The organism is Candidatus Methanodesulfokora washburnensis, from assembly GCF_003947435.1.
GTDB classification, from domain to species: Archaea; Korarchaeota; Korarchaeia; order Korarchaeales; family Korarchaeaceae; genus Methanodesulfokora; species Methanodesulfokora washburnensis.
In genome coordinates this window covers 39,598-60,814 of the sequence record NZ_RCOS01000146.1, presented here as the reverse complement: position 1 = coordinate 60,814, position 21,217 = coordinate 39,598, and the positions used below count along the sequence as shown (strand labels likewise).

The 21,217-nt window shown below is 40.6% G+C and carries 26 protein-coding genes and 1 tRNA gene; 19 read left to right on the top strand and 8 right to left on the bottom strand.

Annotated features, from left to right (window positions below):
• The first annotated feature begins 41 nt into the window (after positions 1 to 41).
• From thsB to D6D85_RS12915, 6 genes are all read left to right on the top strand, one after another.
• Positions 42 to 1,694 carry a thermosome subunit beta gene (thsB, locus tag D6D85_RS12940; protein ID WP_125672452.1) on the top strand — a complete coding sequence of 551 codons (1,653 nt, stop codon included), beginning with the start codon at positions 42 to 44 and terminating at the stop codon, positions 1,692 to 1,694.
• The gene (locus tag D6D85_RS12935; RefSeq protein WP_161969876.1) at positions 1,684 to 1,884 is read left to right on the top strand and encodes a DNA-directed RNA polymerase subunit omega; all 201 of its coding nucleotides are present in this window, start codon (positions 1,684 to 1,686) and stop codon (positions 1,882 to 1,884) included. Before thsB ends, D6D85_RS12935 begins: the two co-directional genes overlap by 11 nt.
• Before the next feature lie 82 nt (positions 1,885 to 1,966).
• Entirely contained in the window at positions 1,967 to 2,248 is a 282-nt protein-coding gene (albA, locus tag D6D85_RS12930; protein ID WP_125672450.1) for a DNA-binding protein Alba, read from the top strand.
• Positions 2,249 to 2,404: 156 nt separating this feature from the next.
• On the top strand, positions 2,405 to 3,010 hold the full coding sequence (locus tag D6D85_RS12925) for a TATA-box-binding protein (protein ID WP_237558856.1): 606 nt from the start codon (positions 2,405 to 2,407) through the stop codon (positions 3,008 to 3,010).
• The gene (locus tag D6D85_RS12920) at positions 2,991 to 3,593 is read left to right on the top strand and encodes a TIGR00296 family protein (protein ID WP_125672449.1); all 603 of its coding nucleotides are present in this window, start codon (positions 2,991 to 2,993) and stop codon (positions 3,591 to 3,593) included. The genes D6D85_RS12925 and D6D85_RS12920 overlap by 20 nt, the downstream gene beginning before the upstream one ends.
• A complete protein-coding gene (locus D6D85_RS12915) occupies positions 3,593 to 4,705 on the top strand; it encodes a glycosyltransferase (RefSeq protein WP_125672448.1) in 1,113 nt (370 codons plus the stop codon). Before D6D85_RS12920 ends, D6D85_RS12915 begins: the two co-directional genes overlap by 1 nt.
• Here the strand turns inward: D6D85_RS12915 and D6D85_RS12910 are convergent.
• The 4 genes from D6D85_RS12910 to D6D85_RS12895 form a co-directional block, all read right to left on the bottom strand.
• Positions 4,702 to 5,181 carry a hypothetical protein gene (locus D6D85_RS12910; RefSeq protein ID WP_125672447.1) on the bottom strand — a complete coding sequence of 160 codons (480 nt, stop codon included), beginning with the start codon at positions 5,179 to 5,181 and terminating at the stop codon, positions 4,702 to 4,704. The genes D6D85_RS12915 and D6D85_RS12910 overlap by 4 nt on opposite strands.
• Positions 5,182 to 6,783 carry a lysine--tRNA ligase gene (lysS, locus tag D6D85_RS12905; RefSeq protein ID WP_125672446.1) on the bottom strand — a complete coding sequence of 534 codons (1,602 nt, stop codon included), beginning with the start codon at positions 6,781 to 6,783 and terminating at the stop codon, positions 5,182 to 5,184.
• A gap of 169 nt (positions 6,784 to 6,952) precedes the next feature.
• On the bottom strand, positions 6,953 to 7,234 hold the full coding sequence (locus tag D6D85_RS12900) for a PRC-barrel domain-containing protein (protein WP_125672445.1): 282 nt from the start codon (positions 7,232 to 7,234) through the stop codon (positions 6,953 to 6,955).
• A gap of 20 nt (positions 7,235 to 7,254) precedes the next feature.
• Positions 7,255 to 7,326 (bottom strand) — tRNA-Val (locus D6D85_RS12895).
• A 407-nt stretch (positions 7,327 to 7,733) separates the two neighbouring features.
• Between D6D85_RS12895 and D6D85_RS12890 the strand changes: the two genes are divergently transcribed.
• Entirely contained in the window at positions 7,734 to 8,069 is a 336-nt protein-coding gene (locus D6D85_RS12890; RefSeq protein WP_125672444.1) for a hypothetical protein, read from the top strand.
• Between the two features lie 122 nt (positions 8,070 to 8,191).
• Here the strand turns inward: D6D85_RS12890 and D6D85_RS12885 are convergent, their stop codons facing one another.
• Complete coding sequence (locus tag D6D85_RS12885) at positions 8,192 to 9,304, bottom strand: ATP-binding protein (RefSeq protein ID WP_161969875.1); 1,113 nt, start codon at positions 9,302 to 9,304, stop codon at positions 8,192 to 8,194.
• 144 nt (positions 9,305 to 9,448) lie between these two features.
• Here D6D85_RS12885 and D6D85_RS12880 point away from each other — a divergent pair, with 144 nt between their 5' ends.
• The 3 genes from D6D85_RS12880 to D6D85_RS12870 all read left to right on the top strand — a co-directional run bounded on the left by D6D85_RS12880 (position 9,449) and on the right by D6D85_RS12870 (position 12,022).
• On the top strand, positions 9,449 to 10,444 hold the full coding sequence (locus D6D85_RS12880; protein ID WP_125672442.1) for a hypothetical protein: 996 nt from the start codon (positions 9,449 to 9,451) through the stop codon (positions 10,442 to 10,444).
• A 109-nt stretch (positions 10,445 to 10,553) separates the two neighbouring features.
• A complete protein-coding gene (locus tag D6D85_RS12875) occupies positions 10,554 to 11,723 on the top strand; it encodes a Cdc6/Cdc18 family protein (RefSeq protein ID WP_125672441.1) in 1,170 nt (389 codons plus the stop codon).
• Positions 11,720 to 12,022 (top strand): winged helix-turn-helix domain-containing protein, encoded by a 303-nt coding sequence (locus D6D85_RS12870; protein ID WP_161969874.1) that lies wholly within the window; start codon positions 11,720 to 11,722, stop codon positions 12,020 to 12,022. Before D6D85_RS12875 ends, D6D85_RS12870 begins: the two co-directional genes overlap by 4 nt.
• Before the next feature lie 3 nt (positions 12,023 to 12,025).
• Here the strand turns inward: D6D85_RS12870 and D6D85_RS12865 are convergent, their stop codons facing one another.
• Both D6D85_RS12865 and D6D85_RS12860 read right to left on the bottom strand, forming a co-directional pair.
• On the bottom strand, positions 12,026 to 13,249 hold the full coding sequence (locus D6D85_RS12865) for a replication factor C large subunit (protein ID WP_125672439.1): 1,224 nt from the start codon (positions 13,247 to 13,249) through the stop codon (positions 12,026 to 12,028).
• Positions 13,233 to 14,216: a replication factor C small subunit gene (locus tag D6D85_RS12860; RefSeq protein ID WP_125672438.1), complete on the bottom strand. Its 984-nt coding sequence runs from the start codon at positions 14,214 to 14,216 to the stop codon at positions 13,233 to 13,235. The genes D6D85_RS12865 and D6D85_RS12860 overlap by 17 nt, the downstream gene beginning before the upstream one ends.
• Positions 14,217 to 14,293: 77 nt before the next feature.
• On the opposite strand from D6D85_RS12860, the gene D6D85_RS12855 reads away from it, so the two are divergent.
• The 8 genes from D6D85_RS12855 (at position 14,294) to infB (ending at position 19,882) form a co-directional block, all read left to right on the top strand.
• Positions 14,294 to 14,485, top strand: a complete 192-nt coding sequence (locus D6D85_RS12855) for a DNA-directed RNA polymerase subunit N (RefSeq protein WP_125672461.1) — start codon at positions 14,294 to 14,296, stop codon at positions 14,483 to 14,485.
• A 40-nt stretch (positions 14,486 to 14,525) separates the two neighbouring features.
• Positions 14,526 to 15,143 carry a 30S ribosomal protein S2 gene (gene rpsB / locus D6D85_RS12850; RefSeq protein ID WP_125672460.1) on the top strand — a complete coding sequence of 206 codons (618 nt, stop codon included), beginning with the start codon at positions 14,526 to 14,528 and terminating at the stop codon, positions 15,141 to 15,143.
• The gene (gene amrB, locus D6D85_RS12845) at positions 15,143 to 15,988 is read left to right on the top strand and encodes an AmmeMemoRadiSam system protein B (RefSeq protein ID WP_125672437.1); all 846 of its coding nucleotides are present in this window, start codon (positions 15,143 to 15,145) and stop codon (positions 15,986 to 15,988) included. The genes rpsB and amrB overlap by 1 nt, the downstream gene beginning before the upstream one ends.
• Positions 15,978 to 17,045: a type 2 isopentenyl-diphosphate Delta-isomerase gene (fni, locus tag D6D85_RS12840; protein ID WP_125672436.1), complete on the top strand. Its 1,068-nt coding sequence runs from the start codon at positions 15,978 to 15,980 to the stop codon at positions 17,043 to 17,045. The genes amrB and fni overlap by 11 nt, the downstream gene beginning before the upstream one ends.
• A 58-nt stretch (positions 17,046 to 17,103) precedes the next feature.
• Entirely contained in the window at positions 17,104 to 17,496 is a 393-nt protein-coding gene (rpl7ae, locus tag D6D85_RS12835) for a 50S ribosomal protein L7Ae (protein WP_125672435.1), read from the top strand.
• 67 nt (positions 17,497 to 17,563) lie between these two features.
• Positions 17,564 to 17,782, top strand: a complete 219-nt coding sequence (locus D6D85_RS12830) for a 30S ribosomal protein S28e (RefSeq protein ID WP_125672434.1) — start codon at positions 17,564 to 17,566, stop codon at positions 17,780 to 17,782.
• 10 nt (positions 17,783 to 17,792) lie between these two features.
• Positions 17,793 to 17,984 carry a 50S ribosomal protein L24e gene (locus D6D85_RS12825; RefSeq protein WP_125672433.1) on the top strand — a complete coding sequence of 64 codons (192 nt, stop codon included), beginning with the start codon at positions 17,793 to 17,795 and terminating at the stop codon, positions 17,982 to 17,984.
• A 116-nt stretch (positions 17,985 to 18,100) separates the two neighbouring features.
• The gene (infB, locus tag D6D85_RS12820) at positions 18,101 to 19,882 is read left to right on the top strand and encodes a translation initiation factor IF-2 (protein ID WP_237558854.1); all 1,782 of its coding nucleotides are present in this window, start codon (positions 18,101 to 18,103) and stop codon (positions 19,880 to 19,882) included.
• Positions 19,883 to 19,884: 2 nt separating this feature from the next.
• On the opposite strand, the gene D6D85_RS12815 is transcribed toward infB, so the two are convergent.
• The gene (locus D6D85_RS12815) at positions 19,885 to 20,421 is read right to left on the bottom strand and encodes an endonuclease dU (RefSeq protein ID WP_125672431.1); all 537 of its coding nucleotides are present in this window, start codon (positions 20,419 to 20,421) and stop codon (positions 19,885 to 19,887) included.
• A 53-nt stretch (positions 20,422 to 20,474) separates the two neighbouring features.
• On the opposite strand from D6D85_RS12815, the gene D6D85_RS12810 reads away from it, so the two are divergent.
• On the top strand, positions 20,475 to 21,215 hold the full coding sequence (locus D6D85_RS12810; RefSeq protein ID WP_125672430.1) for a geranylgeranylglyceryl/heptaprenylglyceryl phosphate synthase: 741 nt from the start codon (positions 20,475 to 20,477) through the stop codon (positions 21,213 to 21,215).
• Positions 21,216 to 21,217 lie beyond the last annotated feature (2 nt).

Genomic DNA, 21,217 nt, shown 5'->3' with positions numbered 1-21,217 from the left:
GAAGATAATAATTGCTGAATCTTATCTGGAGGTGATCACCAATGTCTGCCGGAAGGGAGACTGTAAGTGCTATACCCGTGATTCTGCTGAAAGAAGGTACCTCTAGGACTAGAGGTAAGGAGGCGTTAAGGCTGAACATAATGGTGGCAAAGACGATAAGTGAGGCACTGAAATCAACATTAAGCCCCAAGGGAATGCAAAAAATGCTTGTTGATCCGTTTGGAGATGTAGTTATTACGCATGACGGGGCAACTATAATGAAGGAAATGGAAGTGGAGCATCCAACTGCTAAGATGATGGTTGATCTTGCAAAAGCACAGGAGCAGGAAGTTGGAGATGGAACTACAACAGTCGTGATATTGGCTGGAGAGCTTCTATCAAAAGCCCAAGAGCTCCTAGATCTTGGCATACACCCGACAATAATACTAGAGGCCTATAGAAAGGCTGCAAAATATGCTATAGATGTCTTGGAGAGCAAACTTGCTGAAAAAGTCCAGTGGAATGACAAAGAACTTCTGAAAAAAGTTGCAAAGATAGCAATGGGCTCAAAGCTCATAGCTGCTGCAAAGGACTACCTAGCTGAGATAGTGACGGATGCTGTTCTCTCTGTCTATGAGGAAAGGGATGGAAAAAGAGTCGTTGATCTGGACAATATAAAACTTGAGAAGAAGGAAGGAGGATCTATATTTGACACCAAGCTCACAAGAGGTCTTGTTATAGACAAAGAGGTAGTACATCCAGATATGCCGAAGTTGATAAAGGATGCCAAGATAGCCCTTATTGAAAGTGCATTGGAGATAAAGAAGCCGGAGATATCGTCAAAGATAAGAGTAGTATCTCCCACTCAGGTGAACGAGTTCTTAGAACAGGAGAAAGCAATGCTGAAAGAGATGGTGGACAAAATAGCTGAAGCTGGGGCAAATGTGGTGTTCTGTCAGAAGGGAATAGACGATGTAGCTCAGCATTTCTTAGCTAAAAGAGGAATCATGGCAGTTAGAAGGGTAAGAAAGTCGGATATAGAGAAGTTAGCTAAGGCAACGGGTGCAAGCATAGTTGTAAATATAAAAGATATCTCACCAGCTGACTTGGGCTATGCTGGCCTAGTAGAAGAGAGAAGAGTCGGAGAGGATAAGATGGTCTTCGTTGAGAATTGCAAGGATCCAAAGGCAGTCTCAATATTGATAAGGGGCGGATCAAAGCAGGTAATAGATGAGGCAGAGCGCAGTCTGCATGATGCACTGAGCGTTGTGAGGGACGTAGTCGAGGACGGATATGTTGTACCTGGAGGCGGTGCAGTTCACGTATCCCTAGCACTTGAGTTAGATAAATATGCAAAGCAGCTCGGAGGAAAGGAACAGATAGTAGTGGAGAAGTTCGCAGAAGCACTTGAGTCCATACCAAGGGCTCTCATAGAGAACTCTGGTGAGGATCCGATAACAATGATGGCTGAGCTGAAGAAAGCCCATGTAGAAGGAAGGAACAAATACGGTTTCGATGTGCTGAAGAGGAAAGTAGACAACATGTTCGAGAACGATATAATAGAACCACTGAGAGTACACAAATATGCAATAAGATCTGCTGCAGAATTCGCAACTACTGTACTTAAGGTCGATGACATAATAGCAGCAGCTGGCAAAGTTGGAGGAAAGAAACCTGAGAGTAAAGGAGAAGAAGGGTCTGAGTTTGGAGACTAAAGAACAGAAAAATATTTTTTCAAAATTTGAGGAAGTAAGAATCATAGCTGCTAGGGCCCAGCAGATAGCTGCTGGAGCCCCACTTCTTTTGAAGGAGAATGAGATACCACCTGGGCTAAGTGATCCAGTGGAGTTAGCTAAATTGGAGTACAAACTTGGAAGATTGCCTGTTTATATTGAAAGGGAATAAATACTAAAATTGGAACAGAATCTTTTTATTTGATTGCTTACCGGAATACCGTCAGCAAACACAATGTCAAAGGGGTGTCAATATGAGTTCAGAGGAGGGAACTGTCTTCGTCGGTAGGAAACCGGCAATAAACTATGTTATGGCCGTTACCCTCCAGATAAACAGGGGGGTAAAGAAAGTCGTCCTCAAGGCAAGGGGGAGAGCTATATCGAGAGCTGTGGATGTAGCAGAGATAGCGAGACTAAAATACTTCCCAGGAAAGATAAAGGTCTCTGACATAAGGACCGGTACAGAGGAGATAATAAGTCCAGATGGAACAAGAAGGGACATAAGCGTTATAGAGATAGAACTCTCGCAGGAGTAAGAATATTAGCTTCTCCTCCCTTTTTATAATAACTATTTTTTGATCAGATGTTATTAATTATTGTTCTATATTGCTACAATAAAGTAGTATATTAAAAGCTAGAAAGCTCAACAAAATATTTAAATGTTACCCCTTTAAATATTCTCAGGTGTTCTCATGGAAAAGGGAGGTTCAGAAGAACGCTCAAAAGGAAAGATAATTCCGAAAAGAGATCCAGAGATAAAAATACAAAATGTGGTGTCCTCCGCTGACATAAATCAGAGGTTAGATCTTCATGAAATAGCTAAGAGAATAAAAGAATCTAGGTACGAACCTGATAAATTTCCTGGTCTTGTTCTTAAACTAAGCGAGCCAAAGGCAGCGCTTCTTCTCTTCAGTAGTGGAAAGTTTGTCTGTACCGGGACAAAATCAGTCGAAGAATCTGCAAGAGCTATATATAAAGCGATAGAAAAACTTGAGAAGCATGGAATAAAGGTTGGATCCAAGCCTCTCATAAAGGCTGAGAACATAGTAGCCTCTGCATCTCTTTTCCTTGAGGTAGATATAGAGAGATTGGCTATGGATATGCCCAACACATTATACGAACCTGAACAGTTTCCAGGTCTTATTTTCAGGATGAAGGATCCCGATGTAGTTTTTCTTATATTCTCCTCCGGAAGTCTTGTATGTACTGGAGCTAAAGTGGAAGGAGATGTAAAAAGAGCAGTTTATAAGCTAAGGGATATTCTCTTGGAGGGAGGCTATGCAGTCAGGGCTTTCTGAAAAACAAGGAGAAAGCCTAGTAAGGCTTGCTAGGAGAGCTATAGAGAGGTACCTAATAGACAGAGAGATTATAGATGAAAAAACAGAGGACGAAAGACTCATGGAGAAATCAGGCGTTTTCGTCACGCTATATAGATATCCAGAAAAACTTCTCAGGGGTTGTATAGGTTTTCCTTATCCTGTATATCCTCTTTGGGAGGCTGTTAAAAGGGCTGCAATAGCTGCAGCTTTGGAAGATCCTAGATTTCCTCCCCTTTCTCTGTCAGAACTTCCAAAAATTGTGATAGAAGTATCCGTGCTTACCGTACCTGAGAGGATAGATGCAGAATTAGAAGAACTTCCGTCTCTTATTGAGATAGGAAAACACGGATTAATCGTAAAAAGAGGTGTAAGAAGTGGACTTCTTCTTCCTCAAGTTGCAACCGAGTATGGATGGGATCAGGAGACATTTTTAAGCGAGACTTGCCTGAAAGCAGGATTATCTGAAGATTGTTGGAAGAAAAAAGGGACCGAAATTTACAGATTTGAGGCAGAGATATTTGAAGAAGTGAGGCCTCTTGGGCCGGTGAAAAGAGTGAGCTGATGAGGTTCTACATATCCTTTATGGGCATAGGCTATGGACATGCCTCTAGATGCATAAATATAGCCAGAGAGCTGATGAGGAGAGGCTATGAAGTCTTTTTATCATCCTATGGGGATGGGCTGGGATACATAGCCAGAGAATCCTCCGATATTCCGGTTGTGATCGGAGGAAGAAGGGTTACTTGGAAGATGAGGGAAGATGGAAGTCCTGACATAAAAGGAACTTTGGCAAGGCTTCCAGTGTACGCTTTCAGGTTCTTTGGTCATGTAAAGGGAGAATTAGAGAACATAGAGGCAGTAGAGCCCGATGTTGTGATCTCTGATTCTAGAATATCAACTATAATAGCCGCTAGATCCTTAGAAATTCCTCTATCTGTAATAGTAAACCAGCCAAGGATTTTGTTGAAGAGCCCTCTTCTCCAGAAAGGGACAACTAAGCTCATGAGTACTGCTTGGAATCTGTCAAACTCAGTTATAATGGCGGACCTCCCACCTCCCTATACTATAAGTAAAGCTCATATAGAGGATCTTCCAAAAAGCCTGTATGATAGACTTGAGTTTGTTGGACCCATAGTGAAAAGAGTCAAAAAGGTGAATGGAGAAGAAAAAAGGGTTCTGGTACTCATATCTGGGCCTCTTCATGAGAGAATTCCCTTAATAAAATCTCTTATTCCGCTGATAAGGAAGAATGATGAGAAGGATATACAATTCACGGTTTCTCTTGGAGATGCCGGAAGTTCCTATGTAGAAAAAGGAAGAAATTATGTGATCTATGGGTGGCTTCAAAATAAATGGGAAGTTCTCAAAAAATCCGACTTAGTGGTATGTAGAGGAGGACATACGACAATATCCGAGGCAATTTTATCCGGAATACCAGTAATATCAATACCGGTTCCAGGTCACAGCGAGAAGGAGGAGAACTCGAGGAGCATAGAGAGAATAGGAGTCGGTATGATCTTGGAGCAGGACAAGATAGATCTATTTTTTAAATGTGTAAAAACTGTTTTGGATGATCCAAAATACCATAAAAGGGCAGATGAAATCGCAAAGAGATTCTCCACCTGGGACTCTGTTGATAGAACTGTAGGGATAATACTTTCATCCATACACTAAGCCAGTGCATGTGTTACGGCCCATCTTATCTTCCTTATAAGCTCAAATCCCTTATCTCTTGGAAACTTCCTTATTTCTATGCTAATAAGCTTTCCACCTGAGCTGTTTATGGAATATTCCATCTCAGGAAATTCATTTTTCACCGATCTAAGTTCTCCTTCTATCCAAGATTTTATTGGCTTTTTATCAGAGCTTATTTCTATCTCTCCAGGCTCAAACCTTATGAATCTGTTAATCTCATCGTATATTATTGATCCTATAACTCTGTTTTTCGAATCTTTTATCTCAATTCTCTTCCCTTCAGGCTTTTTCATCAGATCTGCTGTGACCATAGTTTCCTTCACAAGCACATCGTCTATTATCTCTATTATCCTTGAAAGTCTCTCCACCTCCTCATTTAATCTCTTAACTCTTTTCTTAAGGATATCTCTTAGCTCCAGCAGAGCTTTGATTCTTTTTTCTCTTTCCTCTGACAATCATACCACCTTAATATTTTTCATGCTGTTTTCAATAATATCTTTTACCCTGTTTATACCTAGTCTCTTGATTAGTGGGCCTAGCTTTGGTCCTCTCGGCTCTCCGCTGAGCAATTTATAAAAAGAGGAGAAGAAGTCCTCTGTCTTAATTTCATGCTTTTTTATCAGGTCAAAAGCTAGATTTTGTATTTCTTCTGCGCTCATCTTCTCATCAAGTCTGTCTAAAAATTCTTTAATTGCATTAAATATATCTTCTCTTAAAAGGATCTCCTGAGTGACAGATGGCTTTATATCCCTTACATAATTTAATGCAAATATTACCTTTTCCCTGAAATCCCTATTTGATAAGAGCTCATCTTTTGGGATATCGTAATATTTTCCAATTAGCTCGGCAGCTAGATTGATAAGCTCATCCTCCGATCCCTTGGGGAGTATGCTCACTATGTTCATTATGGTGTTGAAGGAGAATTTCGGAGGAGGAGGAACTTCTCTCATGAGAAATGTGTACTCCACCAATCTTCTCAGATTTTCTCTATCTCTAGGATTCTTTATTCTATCTATGTTGCTGTAGTTCAGAAGAGCTTTCTCCAGCTCATCTATGTAAGATGGTATTGACTCCAAGGATATATTCCTTGTTCCTGAATATCTCTTGAGCATAAGAAGTCTTATAGTCTCAGGAGGAGCATATTTCAGCCAATCTTGAGGAGTTATCACATTTCCCTTTGATTTGGATATCTTAGTTCCTGTTGAGTCGAGAAACATCTCATAACGTATAGTATACGGAGGTTCGTAGTTAAGTACCTCTTTTGAAATTCTTGCGTTTACTCTGAAGGAATCAGCTATATCCTTTCCATGGGGCTCAAATATTATTCCTAAGGCCCTCCATCTAGCAGCAAATTCTCCTTTCCATGAAAGTTTACCTTCTCCTCTGTCATATCTAGCTTCTCCAGTATAACCGCAACCTTTAATCCCCATGAACTCCTGATCACATACGTAAGTTACTTTTCTCTCCTCAGGCAGTACTTTTATGACTCTAGTGGTGTAAATCCTACCACAATTTTCGCAAACAGGCCAGTAATGTATCCACCCTCTTGGCTTGCTTGTTCCAACTTCCTCTCTTATTATTCTATCCACTTTTTCGTTTTCTTTAAGTAAAATTGATATCTCTTCTGTCAAGAGACCTGATCTATAGGCCTCTGTGCCTGATATAAACGTGAACTCTATACCCAGCTTCTCTAGAGACTCAATAAGCATGCTGCTCATATGTTCTCCATAGCTGGAATGACATCTAAATGGATCTGGTATATCTGTCACCGGCATCCCTAGATATTTTCTAAAATCCTCCGGTATCCCATGGGGAATCTTTCTAAGACCATCTCTATCATCACTATATGCTATCAACTCGCTCTTCTTTCCAAGATTCTCTAGGCCAAGTTTTACAGAATATGCTCTTATAGAATCCCCAACAGATCCTATATGAGGAAAACCACTAGCTCCTATTCCAGATTCAACTCTGTAAACCTGAACTTTTCTGTTCTTTCTCTCCACATCCTCTATTATTCTATTAGCGAGCTCATCTATCCAGAAGCGGGATGTCTGCATTGAATAACTCGGTTATTGTTGTGTTTATAAAATTTGGCGTCTGAAGTTGACTTTTCACAACATTATTTAAGTTTTATAAACATAAAAGGTTTGATAGGTATCGTATAGAGCGTTAATTTCTTGGGCTTTTTAAAGGGTGATTTTTTGATTTCTGTTATAATATTTATAACTATGCACCTTTGCTCGCTTGGATTCTTAAGTATCTTTCATCTACAACAACCATCTCAGTTATATACTTTATAGATGCATAGGGTAGGAGTACATTTCCCTCCTTATCATGCCTTAGCTTCTGCAGGAAGCTCTCAGAAGACCCTTTTGTCTTTTTCACTACTATATATGTAATCTTTCCCGTAAGCTCGTCTATTATCAGATCTACTATCTCTCCTAGCATTATACCTTTGTCTGTAACAACAGGCATGTTAGCAAGCCTATCCACGGAAAATCTTGCCATTTAATCACCTTATCTCAAAATGGGCCGGGTGGGACTCGAACCCACGGCCTCCGCCGCGTGAGGGCGGCGTCATACCGCTAGACCACCGGCCCCTATACTGGGTTAAAGATAAATTAAAAGCTTATCCCTCAGATAACTAAATGCTATTTTTCCAAGCAGCCTCTCAGAACAGAACCCAAGTAACTGTATCCCTCGAGAAAAATGTTTTAAATAAGAAATAAATCTAAAAGGAGCCTAACAGATATTAGATAGAGAAGCTCCTGAGAATAAATGCTCTTATGAGAGGAAAGAACAAAAAAGCTTTATAAACACAAGAAATTTAAATGTATCTCAATATGTATACTAATTTTACATATTATAAGGTTTCCTATTTTCTTCTTCCTGCAAAAACTTATAAATACTTGCTTATCTAGTTCTTGCCAAGAGGAGGGATGATCTCATCGAGCCCGCTGATAATCTATGATGAAGATCTTGAGTAGTGACCTCTGAGGTGATTTTTATGGAATTATTTGAGAAGTTAGCCGATATTTTGATCAATGGAGGAGAGAATAGAATCAAAGAACTGGAGGATCTATCGAAGGAGATAGACGATCTGGTTTACAGAAAGATGGTGGAGGGAATAATAGAATCAATGAAGGATGGAGAATCAAAAGCGATTGTGTTTAGGGTAAAATCTCTCGGAAAAAATGAACTGATAGACCTAAGAAGAAAGCTTGATCAATGGTTTCTTGATCTTGGAAACCCGGATGAAAGGGAAATTAAAATAGTTGAGTTCTGGAAAAACCTGATAAGAGAAATGGAAAGAAGGAAAGGTCAATCAGCAAATCAGCCTTAAGCTATTTAATCAATAAGATTCTAGGATTTGTATTGATGTGCTTTGCATCAAAACGCATAAAGATGAGATTACTGGAGAAAATCCCAGAAATTTTTCTCCGATAAAAATAGAAAGCAAGAATGTCAACAGACTTTATATCTAAACCCATCCCTCATAAGCTTGTTCTCCTCAACCAATTTCTCAAGTAATTCTTTTGTCTCGGATATTGGGAGGTTAATTACCTTAGATGCCTCTATTATAGAAAAACTTCTCTCTCCGAATTTGTTTCTTATTGTCTTAAACACTCCATTGTAGTCGTTCTTTACATGGCTACTTCCTTTTGTCGGAGAAAACTCCTTCAGGAGAAATTCTGGTCCTATAGCGTTTCCCTCAAGCACGCTAGCAACAGATGAAGCAAGAAGCATCCTAGCATATTTAAGGAGTCTTCTAGGATTTCCTCCAGCAATCTCATTCATTTTATGTACAGTCTCCCTCTTAAATGGATAAAGCGAGTCAAGAGAAATCCTTCTGGCAGCTCCTTCCCTGCAAAGCTGAAGCCTCTTGCTAAGTATGAGCTCCGCTTCCTCGTTACTTATTCTTTTCACAACAACTCTGTTATAAGGTATATCCCTTATATACAAATTGAGTATATTGAATGCTTTGGGCACGCAGGCTATAACTATAATCCCTCTCTCGATCCTATCATAAAGTCTGTGGAGGAAAGAGCCGAGTCTTTCAAGCTCTTTCCTACTGCTTCTCTGGACAAGATTCTCAATTTCATCTAACATTAATATAAAATACCCTTTCTGAGACAATATATTTGCTATGTCCTCCGCTAGATCCTCATAGTTGTCATGTATTATCCTTTCCTCTCTCAACTTTAAGATTGCCTCTATCTTAGACAGGAGGCCTTCTTCTTCTATTTTCTCATATATTCTTCTCACAAGGCCTCCTAGGCTCTCTACATCAACTTTTATGTAATAACAGGGAATTCTCTCTACAAGCTCAGAGATAAGCCTAAGCCTGTGAGTCTTTCCACTTCCAAACTCTCCCACTACAAATAGCAGACCTTTAGTTCCCCTCTCTATCGTGCTCCTAACAATTCTAGCTAAATCTTTATCCACCTCAGTATCAACATGAAGGGGAGTAATCTCGCTCAGAGCTTCGCTAGAGATGGATGAGAATGGATTTTTCTTGAGAAGCCACTTTAAATATCCAAGTTCAGCTATTCCTGCCTTCTTTGCAGAATTCATCATGAGCATAACCTCCACTCATATATTTTAGCTTTTCTTCTAAAGATAGGGTTTTTCTTTTATTTAATTACCTCGTCTACAGCCAAAATCAAGGACGTCAAAATGGCACCGCTATTATTTAATAAGGGTACCATGCATGAAGTTATTATGAACTCCGAAAAAGCTGTTGTCATTCTAATCCTTTTATTACAGGGACTCTATGTCGGGGCTCAACCCCTCTCTGAAAAACCTTACTCCCTTGCGATAAACGTGGTCTTCGACATATACTCAGAGACTAGGGGAAACATATACGTGGATTTCTCATGGTATGGATCCATGGCAGATCAGTACATGAAACTGATCTCAAATATAACAGAACAGAAGTTCAAGGGAATTTTGGTAAGTAAGGTGAGAAATCTGACAGATAAACCGCTTTTAGGAGGCTTTCTTAAATTCTCCCCCTCATCCGACCCCTCTATATCGATTGTAAATGGTACTTTAGGAAGTTACAGGTTCCTGAAGGCCAGTATCTCAATCCCCATTGAGGTAGTATCTGGGGAAATACGTACATCGAATGGAACCAGAGCTGTAGTGTATAGCACAATGCCGGAGGACTCTAGAATATCTGAGCTTTATCTAGGTATGTATGATGTGTTTAACCTCACCTTTATACTACCACCGAACTACAAAGTTAGCTTTGTGCTGCCATCAGAACCATCAATGATATATATTGTGGAACAACAAGGAACTAAGAGAGTTGCTGTGAATTGGTTCACAACAAATCCATACTCAGCTAAGTTAACAGGAGTTGAAATAGGTATTTTCAAAATATATGCATCTACTTCAGCAGAAGATATCGGATCCATTGCTCAAAACTATAACGAGGCGTACAAAGCACTTTCCGGAAAGGTTTTCTCAAATAGTCCATCTAATACAGGATCTTCTGCGAGAAAGTTCTTTGAAGGGTTTATAGCGCTATCTACTCTAACTCCTCCTCTCCTGAAATACAACAAGACAGAGTTGCTCGCTTATTACAATCAGGTAATGTCCAGTATAGTGAACCCAGCTTTCATATATGCACCACCTCTTATAGCGTCCATTATATCATCTATTATCCTAGTTCTGTATTATATCAGATATAAAAAATATAAAAGAGTTGTATAAAAGTTAATAGGCCAGCTTTCCGGCAGCAATGAGAAAACTTTTCCCCACCTCTCTATTTAGCACAACAGATGAAAGTATTATCAATGAAGGCCATTGATCTTAATCGGGGATGTCCTTGAATATAGGCATGTTAAAACATGCTTCTGGAGGAATAATCAGAGACGAAGACAGCTTCTCAGAGTCATTCGTCCCAGAACGTCTTCCACACAGGGAGAAAGAGCTGGAACTGCTTGAATCTGCGATGGTAAGTAAGTCTGGTCGAATAGCAGGGAATGCATATATAATGGGGAAACCAGGCCTCGGAAAGACAGCTCTCTCCCTGAGATTTGCGATAAATATATCCAAGGAGATCTCAATAAAATATTTACATGTTAACTGTAGGAAATACAGAACATCTTCTTTAGTATTGCATAAGATAATGAAGGGCTTAAGTTCTGGCCTCCCGGAGAGAGGTCTCTCGCTTCAAGAGGCACTTATGGCATTCGAAGAGCTCATAAAAGATAAGAATATCTTGATAATCTTGGATGAGATTGGGTATTTAAGAGATGGAGGAGATCTCCTGTACTCACTCTTCAGGATAAGCGAGGGATCTGGGGCGAGACCTCCAGCTATAATACTTATATCTAGGGAGTGGACACCAGATTATCTCCTAGATAGGTCTATTTCTTCATTTATAACCATAAGGATAGCTCTAGAGCCATACACCAAGGAGGAAATAATGGATATACTGAGGTATAGGGCAGAAATAGGGCTTTTTTCTGGATCCTATGATGATGACATTCTGTCAATGATAGCTGAAATAGCAGCTAGAGGTGGTGATGCCAGACTAGCATTAAGCATGCTTTATCAGTCAGCGATGTTCGCGGAGGCTAATAAATCGGATAGGATAACCCCCGAACATGTAAGGATGGCTATTTCGATGGATCAACCGCTTACAGACAGAAGAGCTTTGATGTCTCTCGAGCTTCATGAGAAAGTGCTTCTGCTAGCGATATCAAACTTGCTGGAGAAATCTTCGGATGCATGGATACCAATGGGAAAGGTAGAAGAGGAGTACAGAATGCTATGTGAAATGTATGGAATTCCTCCCTTCAAGCACACAGCATTGTGGCGCAGAATAAAATCTCTTGATAAAGCTGGATTTATAACAACGAGAAGGTCTGGAAAGGGAGTTAAAGGACAAACAACATTGATATCTCTTGAAGGAGCACCATCCTCCAGCATATCCTCTGAGCTAAAAAAGGATCTCTCAATTCTATTAAAGGTAAAAGAGGATTGAGTCAATTGGATTATCTGGGAAACCTAGAGGAAGTACTGGCTCCGGCACCTAGATTAAAAATAATAGTATTCTTATTTCTGAAAGAAGAGGCAAACATAATGAGGATATCTAGGGAAACAGGACTAAGCTATATGGCTGTAAGCAGGCATTTAAATGCCCTTTTGAGCAGGGGAATAGTTGGAGAAAAGAGATTTGGGAGGATAAGAGTTTTTTATCTTAATTATAATAATCCCCTAACTGTAGAGATAAGAAACTTCCTTCTTTCACTCTCTGGAAGAAGTGGAAAAACTGGAACTTAAAGATTATATTTTTATAGATTCGATTATGCTCTCTAGCTGATCCTCTTCCACTCCTATATCCCTAGCAATTTTTCTCATTAAGTCTTTATTCCTCTTGCAGAGGGCAGCTATAAGTGGAAGAATTTCTCTTCTCACAACATTGCTCGAGGTATGGGTGTTTTTGGCTATTTTTCTTAGTACATCCTTAAGTTCAGCTCTTTCCTCCTTTGTAGATGCCAGCTCTTTTATTATAGATGGAAACTTGAACTTCACAAATCCTGACGATTTGCTGAGAGATTTGGCTGAGCAAACGCCTAAGGTCAAAAATTCATTTATGTAAGTCATTAACTTCCAATTTCCCGTTCTCACAATTCTTGATCTGAATATATCAGCTAAAGAGACATATTCATAAGCAAGAGACAGAGAAGGGGGATCCTTTATTGCTATTGGGAGATTTTCCTCAATCCATCGCATGAACATATCTTGATCCATGTCCAGTGTGCTTGTTAAGAACCTTGTTCTGGTGCAATATTTGCCAGAGAAAACAGATCCTAATACTCTGAATATATCAGCTTCTCTGTCTCTTTGGCCAAATATCTTTCCATAGTAGTTTACCAGATCGGCAGATCCCTCAGCTAGAGACTGAAGATCATTTATAGCAGATCTCAGATCTCCATCAGATCCGGATGCTATTTTCTTTATTGCTTCCTCAGGTAGGTTTACCTTTTCCATTGTGGCTATCTTGGACAGAACTTTCACAATATCCCTGACACCGAGCTTTTTGAACTCAACAGTATCAGCCAAGTTCCTTATTCCATACATATGCTTCTCATATACATCATTGGCTGTCATTACAACAGGCATGTCTCCTCTTGAGAGTATCTCCTTGAGAAGAGAGGATATTGTTTTTCCTTCCGCTGGAAGGGCATCAACCTCATCAAAGAGGATTATTCTTGGCGACTCTTCGATAAGAGAGAATGATCCTAATCCTCCAAGCACTCTGTTTAACTTTTCCTTATCTCTCAAATCGGCGCAGTTTATCTCAACTATATCATATCCAAGTTCATTTGCTATTGCGTATGCCGCTGTGGTCTTTCCTGTCCCAGCTGGTCCATATATCAGCAGAGGTTTAACCTTTTTTCCTGCTCTTACATCCTCTATCCACTTCATTATCTGTTCGATAGCTTCATTCTGTCCAACTATATCCTTTAGCCTTTTTGGCCTGTACTTCTCAACCCACGGAAGCATGAGACCCCCTTCCTATGGAGGCTATTTTTGATAGAAGTGCGCTTATCTGTATATCTCCATTTCCGCCCTCAGCCAGTCTAAAATCTATCTCTCCTATATAGGAGACTATCTCAGCCTTTTTTACATCATCTATACCATCATACTGCAATATCTGTCTATGGAGCTGTCTAACCAGATCTTCAGCAGAGATTCCATAGTTTATCATCAAATTCCTCACGGATGTTCTCGCCTCTAGGAACTGACCCTCTAGAGCTAGGCGTATTATGTCATTTACCTCTTCTGGCATGGCTAAACCAGATATTTTGTACACTATTTCCGGGCTTATTTTTCCTTTTGCAACAGCAAATGCCGTTTGTAGTATATTTATGGCCTTTCTTAGATCTCCCTCAGCAACATAAGCTATTGCCTTGAATCCATCATCCCCTATCTGGATCTTCTCCTGTTCTGCTATGTAGCTCAACCTCTTTATTATGGCATCATCAGTCAAGGGATTAAATCTAAAGACAGCGCATCTTGATTGAATAGGATCTATTATTTTGGATGAATAGTTACAAGCTAATATGAACCTAACATTGCTTGAATACATCTCCATTATCCTTCTAAGAGCCTGCTGTGCATCGGATGTGAGATTATCGGCCTCATCTAAATGTATTATCTTGAATGGAACTTCTCCAAGAGCTTTTGTCTTAGCAAAATCTTTTATCTTCACCCTTATTGTATCTATTCCTCTCTCATCTGAGGCATTCAACTCCATATAGTTAGCAGAAACAAGCTCCTCAGAGCCATAAATTTCATTTGCAAGAGCTAAAGCAGTTGTGGTCTTTCCTGTCCCAGCTGGTCCGGCAAACAGGAGATGCGGCATTGATCTCTTCTCAACAAATCCCGTTAGGGCTTCTATCACTTCATCCTGTCCAACTATATCCTTTAGCCTTTTTGGCCTGTACTTCTCAACCCACAACTCGAACATGATCACACCTCTATTATCTAGATGGGAGGTAGCCCTTAACTTTTTAACCGGTGATATTGATCATCGCAAGAGGAGTGTTGATGTTCCCCATAAGATGTTTCTCATGCGGAAAGCTAATAGGAGACAAGTGGGAAGAATATATAAAGAGAGTGAGGGCTGGGGAGAACCCAGAGGATGTCTTAGATTTGCTAGGAATAGAAAGATACTGCTGTAGAAGGATGTTTCTCAGTCATGTGGAGATCAGGGAAGTTGTGTCGATGAGGAGGTGATGTGTTGTCGGATAGAAAATCCGATCTGTACAACATACCTATGGTGGATGACAGCGAGCTTTTGGTACCGAAGCAGAAATATCTGTCAGCCGGAATTCATGTCGGTTCCAAAATGCGAACCAAGGATATGAGCCGTTTTATATACAAAATAAGATCCGATGGTCTCTCAATGCTGAATATAAAGAAGACAGACGAAAGAATAAGAATAGCGGCAAAGTTTATATCAAGATTTCCTCCAGATGCTGTTCTGGCGGTATCAGCTAGAATATATGGCTTTAGGCCGGTTAAAAAATTCTCGGAGTACACTGGATGCAGAGCCATAACTGGCAGAATATTGCCAGGGGTGCTAACCAATCCACAAGCTCCTCTCTACATCGAACCAGAGGTTGTACTGCTCTCCGATCCGAGAGTTGACAAGCAGATACATGATGAAGCTGTTAAAGTAGGAATACCAGTTGTGGCACTGGTCGACGCGGATAACACGCTGGAATATATAGACTTGGCAATACCGACAAACAACAAGGGAAGAAGAGCTTTGGCCTTCATATTTTGGCTTCTCACAAGAGAAGTTCTCAGGGCTAGAGGATCTATACCCCCAGACGGGGAGCTTCCAGAGGGTTATGATAGTTTTGCCACTAGGATAATAGGGCTGAAATAATGAGAAGATCTCCTGCAGTTTCTGGAAGCTTTTATCCTGATAGGAAAGAAGATCTAATCAGAATGCTGGAATGGGCTTTCAAAAGAGCTGGATTTGAGGGAATACCAAAAGGTGTTTCAGGAAACAGGAAAATAAAGGGCATCGTTTCTCCTCATGCGGGATACGTGTATTCTGGTCCAACGGCAGCTGCTGGGTATTATGAGCTCTCTAAAGATGGAAAGCCAGAAATATTCTTCATAATAGGACCTAATCACACAGGAATTGGAGGAAGAGCATCAATCCCGCTTTATGAGGAGTGGGAAACACCATTAGGATTGGTGAGCGTTGATTTAGATATATCAAGAAGGCTTTCAAAAGAGGTCAGTGGGATAAGGTTGGAGAACTCACCTCACACAATGGAGCACTCAGTCGAGGTTCAATTACCATTTATTCAAGCAATATTTGGGGATATAAAAATAGTGCCGATGATAGTCTTGGATCAGGATGAGGGATTCTCTAGAAGCATAGGAAATGCGATATGGAGAATTGTGAAAGAAAACTCAATAGATGCCATTGTCATTGCTTCCTCTGATATGACTCACTACGAGCCAGATGATATAGCTAGGAAGAAGGATGAAATTGCTCTGAGGAGGATAGTAGAGATGGATTCAGAGGGATTGTTCAACGCCATATATGAGCATGGAATATCTATGTGCGGTCCAAGTCCTGTCGCTATTGCCATCGAGTTCTCAAAGCTCTGTGGGGTGAAAAAGGGGGAGCTGGTTAGATACATGACAAGTGGAGAGATGACTGGAGAAAGGGGATCGGTTGTCGGGTACGCATCGGTGATATTTCGTGCAGAATGAGACATCTAAAAGAAAAATTGAGCACATAGAACTGGCCCTTTTGGAGAGTGTAGAAAGGAAAGAGATGAATTGGTTTGATGAAGTGATTCTCCTACATCATGCACTTCCTGATATATCCCCTGATGAAGTAGATCTAAGCTCCAATTTTGCCGGTAAGCCTGTAAAAGCACCAATAATAATAGAAGCAATAACAGGAGGGAGTGACCTCTCTAAGGGGATAAATGAAGCACTAGCAATAGCAGCATCGGAATTTGGTGTTGCGATAGGCGTCGGAAGCCAAAGAGCAATGCTAGAGGATAAATCTCTAATAGATACATATAAAATAGTTAGGGAAAGGGCACCTGATGTACCTCTAATAGCAAATTTGGGCATGTCTCATATATCAACAGAAAAAGCTGTTGAGAATGCAAAAGCTGTTGTTGAGGCAATAGAAGCAGATGCTCTGGCGATCCATCTGAACTTTCTTCAAGAGCTCCTTCAGCCTGAGGGTTGCAGAGAGTTTCCAGAGCTCTTTAGCAATCTAGTTGATATTTCTAGGGAGGTAGATGTACCTTTAGTCGTGAAAGAAGTTGGAAACGGTATTTCTGGAGAAGTAGCAACTTTGCTGGAGTCAGCAGGTGCCTCATACATAGATGTAGCTGGAGCTGGTGGGACAAATTGGGCAGTTATAGAAGGGAGCAGATCAGGCGGATTGAGAAGGGATACAGCATACAATTTTATAAACTGGGGGATTCCAACAGTTATTGGCATAATAGAAGTGAGAAAACATATAAAGAGGGCTAAAATAATAGGATCTGGGGGAATAAGAACTGGAATAGATGCAGCAAAAGCAATAGCCTTGGGGGCTCACTTCGTTGGAGCAGCTAGGCCATTTTTAGTTTCGTTTAAAAGAGAAGGGCTTGATGGAATAAGATCTTTATTAAAGAGGATGATAGAAGAGCTAAGGTTATCGATGGCTTTAACAAACTCAAGATCTGTGGAGGAGCTGAGGCTGTCGAGGAGATTTGTTTTAACAGGCAGGACTCTCGAATGGGCTCTGCAGAGAAATATACTTTAGTTATGGAAGTAATGCTTTAATACCTCATTTGCACAAGGCCGGTGGGAGGGAATGAAGAATGAGCAGAAGTGACAAACCCTTCTATGTGAAGTTCAAGGTTCCGGATGACGTAATTCCAAAGATATATGAAATGGTAAATCTTGTGAGGACTTCAGGTGGAAAGCTAAGAAAGGGGGTAAACGAGACAACAAAAGCCATAGAAAGAGGAGAAGCAAAGTTTGTAGTGATAGCAGAGGATGTCAATCCTCCAGAAATAGTGGCGCACCTTCCACTGCTCTGCGATGAGAGAAAGGTACCATATGCATACGTTCCAAGTAAACTTGAGCTTGGAAAAGCTGCTGGATTAGAAGTTGCTTCATCTTCTGTGGCTATAGTAGATCCAGGACAAGCAGGAAATCTCATAGATGCTATAAAGGGGAAGATAAATGAGATAAGAGGAACCCCACAATAGATCCTTTATCTTTCCCATAAAAATTTAAATACCGGGTTGCAAGATCCTCTAGATAAAGGGGGTATAGATGCCAGAAAAGGAGGACAAAGCATTTCCTGCGGAGGTTGTTGAGATAATAGGAAGAACTGGAATAGCAGGCGATGTTACGCAAGTGAGAGCCAAGATTCTGGCCGGTAGGGATAAGGGAAGAGTGCTGACTAGGAATGTGAAGGGAGCCGTGAAAGTAGGAGATATACTGCTCTTAAGGGAAACTGAAATAGAAGCTAGGAAACTGAAGCCGAAGTGAGGTGTTATTTATGTCAGTTAGCTCTCTTGCTAGAAAATGCAAGCTTTGTGGTAGGAAAATTCCCCCTGGAACTGGGATTATGTACGTGAGATCTGACGGATCGATACTGTTCTTTTGTTCGTCTAAATGCATGAAGAACATGATAAAACTGGGAAGGAATCCCAAGAAATTGAAGTGGGTTGCCAAATCCATGAGTAGCTAACTTTATATACAAGTTTTTCATTATTAAAGCATTGAAGCAACTGGAGGTAATGTGGTTATCTTAATGCTGAGTAAATATTAAATAAGTTCTTTAGCATGTTTAGGAGGGAGATTGATGTGTCCCATCAGAAGGTGTACAGACAGCCCCTTGTTGCAGTGCTAGGTCATGTCGATGCTGGCAAAACTTCGTTGTTGGATTACATAAGGAAGACAAGAGTAGCTGCAAAAGAACCGGGGGCTATAACACAGCATGTAGGAGCATCAGAAGTTCCATATGACGTCATAAAATCTCTTTGTGATCCTATTTTCAAGAAGATAGGACTAAAATTTGAGTTTAAGGCAAAGGGACTTCTTTTCATAGATTTACCCGGGCATGAGGCATTTACAAATCTCAGGAGGAGAGGAGGATCACTAGCAGATATAGCAATTCTTGTTGTTGATGTGCACAGTGGAGTTCAGCAACAGACAGTAGAATCAATAAATATACTGAGGCTGAGAAAAACTCCGTTTGTCGTGGCACTAAACAAGATAGACACACTTGAGGGATGGAAATCTGTGGAGGGGAGGCCTTTCATAGAGGCAGTAAATGATCAAAGTCCGCAGACAATAGCTGAGCTTGACAGACTTCTCTACAGGGTGGTTGGACAGCTTGCTGAGATGGGCTTTGATTCAGATAGATATGATAGAGTAAGGGATTTTACAAAGAAACTAGCAATAGTTCCAACAAGTGCGATGACAGGGGAAGGAATTCCGGATCTTATAGCTGTTCTAATAGGATTAGTCCAGAGGTACATGCTGGATAAGCTGGAGATAAGTGGGAGAAAAGGAAGAGGAGTGGTTCTTGAAGTGAAGAAGGAGCCCGGAAAGGGCACTGTAGTTGCAGCAATTTTATACGATGGGATCCTAAGAGAGGGAGATCGAATACTCATAGGAGGTGTTGATTCCTCTGTTATAACAAGGGTTAGAGCGATATTGAGACCAAGACCGCTAGAAGAAATAAGGATAAAGTCAAAATTTCAAAGAGTTGAGTTCGCAGAAGCTGCTTCTGGCATCATGATAGTTGCTCCAGATCTGGATAAAGTGATTCCAGGAGCCCCAATATATGTCGTGGAGAGTGAAGAGGAGGCAGAAGAGATAAAAAGAGAAATAGAGGAAGAGGTGAGGAGCATACTTATAAGATCGGATGCGATAGGAGTTATTGTAAGAGCAGATGCTTTGGGCTCCTTGGAAGCGATATCCGGTATGCTTCAAGCAGAAGGAATTCCAATAAGAAGAGGCGATATAGGAGATGTAAGCAGATCAGATGTGTTTGAAGCCTCAATAATTTCGAAGGAGGATGAAAAATATGGAGTAATTCTTGCATTTAATGTTAGAGTCCCGCCTGATGTTGAGCAGGAGGCAGGTGAGAGAGGAGTTAGGATAATAAAAAGTAACATAATATATGAACTAGTAGAAGGCCTGAAGGGACACATAGCTGAAGTTGAAAGAAAGCTGGAGGAAAAGCTACTTTCAACTGTGGTATTTCCAGCAGAATTGACTTTTCTCCCTGGTTATACCTTCAGAAACAGCGATCCAGCTATAATAGGAGTTGAGGTTGTTTCCGGAAGAATACTACCTGGCTATCCCCTTATAAATGATAAAGGAAAGAAGGTTGGGACAGTACTTGAGATTCAACAAGAAGGAAACAGAAAGCAGATGGCTAGAGCTGGTGAAAGGGTAGCTATCTCGATAAAAGGAGGGGTTGTTGGAAGAAACATAAAAGAAGGTCAAGTTCTCTATACAGATGTTAGAGAAATAGAAGATGAGAAGCTTAGATCATTGTTCTTCTCAAAGCTCAGTGAACAGGAAAAAGCTCTTTATAGAAAAATACTCTGGATTAAGTATGGAAAAATGGAATGAAGCTAGCATCTCGCAATGGATGCCACTATATTGGCTATCCTTAACTGTTCTGGAAATTTTGACTCAATGCAATACCTTTTCAAAATTTCCTCGACTTCTCTCTCATTTATACCTTCAAAAAGGCAGTGAATTATCCCGTATTTAGTCTTAAAAGGAGTATACTTAGGTTGTCGCAAGAAATCCTCTATTTTATCCTCCTTTCCAGCGGATTTAAGTGCATGAACAACCAGATCATCTCTGGGAGCTCTTTCAAGGAATGATATTACTGGAATCCCCAATTTGTTGTGGAGAGAGCTCAGGTTTATCATGTTAAAACCACCCATTGTCGTTCCATGTAGCATGAGGATGTTAACCTCTCCTCTGAGGTTATTTACTACTTCCACTATTTTCTCCTCTGCATCGGAACCATCTACCTCGATTCTAGCCTTTATTGCTTTCTCTAGAATTAGATCTCTGAACAAAAGGCAGACTATGAAGGTCCACTTATCAACTCCTTTTTTAAAGGGTGCATCATCTACTGCAAGCACACGGATGGCCATAAAAACAGGGACGCCAATTTATTAAATAAGCGTGAGGCTAGGAGAGGATCCATATGATAGAGGACGAGATAAGAAGAAGGTCTTCTGAGGAAGCTTTACTTGCTATTCTTATAGATCCATTCTCGACTGAACCTGATAAAGCTGGGAAAATTGCATACGAAGCTGAAAAGGGAGGAGCCGACATAATACTAGTGGGAGGATCAATAGGAGCAGGTGCAATGCTAGATGAAGTGGTAAGCTCGATAAAAAAATCTGCTTCCCTTCCTGTAATTCTCTTTCCTGGAAATGTGGACGGAGTATCAGGAAAGGCAGATGCAATACTTTTCATGTCCCTTTTAAACTCATCAAATCCCTACTGGATAATACAGGCTCAGGCTTTAGCTGCAATCACCGTAAAGAGACTGGGAATAGAGGCAATACCGACTGCCTATTTGATATTCGAGCCAGGTCATAAAAGTGCGGCAGGATGGGTTGGATGGGTTAATCCAATACCTAGAAAGAAGCCAGAGATAGCTCTAGCTTATTCAACAGCAGCAGAGCTTCTCGGAATGAGATGGGTCTACTTAGAGGCCGGAAGTGGTGCAGAGGAACCAGTTCCAGTCGAAGCTGTGAAAATAGTATCAGAGAACACAAAGCTTGGAGTAATAGTGGGAGGAGGAATAAGATCTCCTGAGCTTGCTGCAGAAAGAGCTAAGGCTGGAGCTGATATTATCGTGATAGGGACTTATGTAGAGAGAGAAGAGAATATTAAAGAAAAAGTGGAGATCATAAAAAAGGCAATTAGCAGGATCTAAAA

What these genes read in the sequence shown, in the direction of transcription:
- thsB (WP_125672452.1), top strand. Translation starts at nt 42, where the DNA reads ATGTCTGCCGGAAGGGAGACTGTAAGTGCTATACCCGTGATTCTGCTG.
- albA (WP_125672450.1), top strand. Translation starts at nt 1,967, where the DNA reads ATGAGTTCAGAGGAGGGAACTGTCTTCGTCGGTAGGAAACCGGCAATA.
- D6D85_RS12925 (WP_237558856.1), top strand. Translation starts at nt 2,405, where the DNA reads ATGGAAAAGGGAGGTTCAGAAGAACGCTCAAAAGGAAAGATAATTCCG.
- D6D85_RS12920 (WP_125672449.1), top strand. Translation starts at nt 2,991, where the DNA reads ATGCAGTCAGGGCTTTCTGAAAAACAAGGAGAAAGCCTAGTAAGGCTT.
- D6D85_RS12915 (WP_125672448.1), top strand. Translation starts at nt 3,593, where the DNA reads ATGAGGTTCTACATATCCTTTATGGGCATAGGCTATGGACATGCCTCT.
- lysS (WP_125672446.1), bottom strand. Translation starts at nt 6,783, where the DNA reads ATGCAGACATCCCGCTTCTGGATAGATGAGCTCGCTAATAGAATAATA.
- D6D85_RS12900 (WP_125672445.1), bottom strand. Translation starts at nt 7,234, where the DNA reads ATGGCAAGATTTTCCGTGGATAGGCTTGCTAACATGCCTGTTGTTACA.
- D6D85_RS12890 (WP_125672444.1), top strand. Translation starts at nt 7,734, where the DNA reads ATGGAATTATTTGAGAAGTTAGCCGATATTTTGATCAATGGAGGAGAG.
- D6D85_RS12885 (WP_161969875.1), bottom strand. Translation starts at nt 9,304, where the DNA reads ATGATGAATTCTGCAAAGAAGGCAGGAATAGCTGAACTTGGATATTTA.
- D6D85_RS12880 (WP_125672442.1), top strand. Translation starts at nt 9,449, where the DNA reads ATGAACTCCGAAAAAGCTGTTGTCATTCTAATCCTTTTATTACAGGGA.
- D6D85_RS12875 (WP_125672441.1), top strand. Translation starts at nt 10,554, where the DNA reads ATGTCCTTGAATATAGGCATGTTAAAACATGCTTCTGGAGGAATAATC.
- D6D85_RS12865 (WP_125672439.1), bottom strand. Translation starts at nt 13,249, where the DNA reads ATGCTTCCGTGGGTTGAGAAGTACAGGCCAAAAAGGCTAAAGGATATA.
- D6D85_RS12860 (WP_125672438.1), bottom strand. Translation starts at nt 14,216, where the DNA reads ATGTTCGAGTTGTGGGTTGAGAAGTACAGGCCAAAAAGGCTAAAGGAT.
- rpsB (WP_125672460.1), top strand. Translation starts at nt 14,526, where the DNA reads ATGGTGGATGACAGCGAGCTTTTGGTACCGAAGCAGAAATATCTGTCA.
- amrB (WP_125672437.1), top strand. Translation starts at nt 15,143, where the DNA reads ATGAGAAGATCTCCTGCAGTTTCTGGAAGCTTTTATCCTGATAGGAAA.
- rpl7ae (WP_125672435.1), top strand. Translation starts at nt 17,104, where the DNA reads ATGAGCAGAAGTGACAAACCCTTCTATGTGAAGTTCAAGGTTCCGGAT.
- D6D85_RS12830 (WP_125672434.1), top strand. Translation starts at nt 17,564, where the DNA reads ATGCCAGAAAAGGAGGACAAAGCATTTCCTGCGGAGGTTGTTGAGATA.
- D6D85_RS12825 (WP_125672433.1), top strand. Translation starts at nt 17,793, where the DNA reads ATGTCAGTTAGCTCTCTTGCTAGAAAATGCAAGCTTTGTGGTAGGAAA.
- D6D85_RS12815 (WP_125672431.1), bottom strand. Translation starts at nt 20,421, where the DNA reads ATGGCCATCCGTGTGCTTGCAGTAGATGATGCACCCTTTAAAAAAGGA.
- D6D85_RS12810 (WP_125672430.1), top strand. Translation starts at nt 20,475, where the DNA reads ATGATAGAGGACGAGATAAGAAGAAGGTCTTCTGAGGAAGCTTTACTT.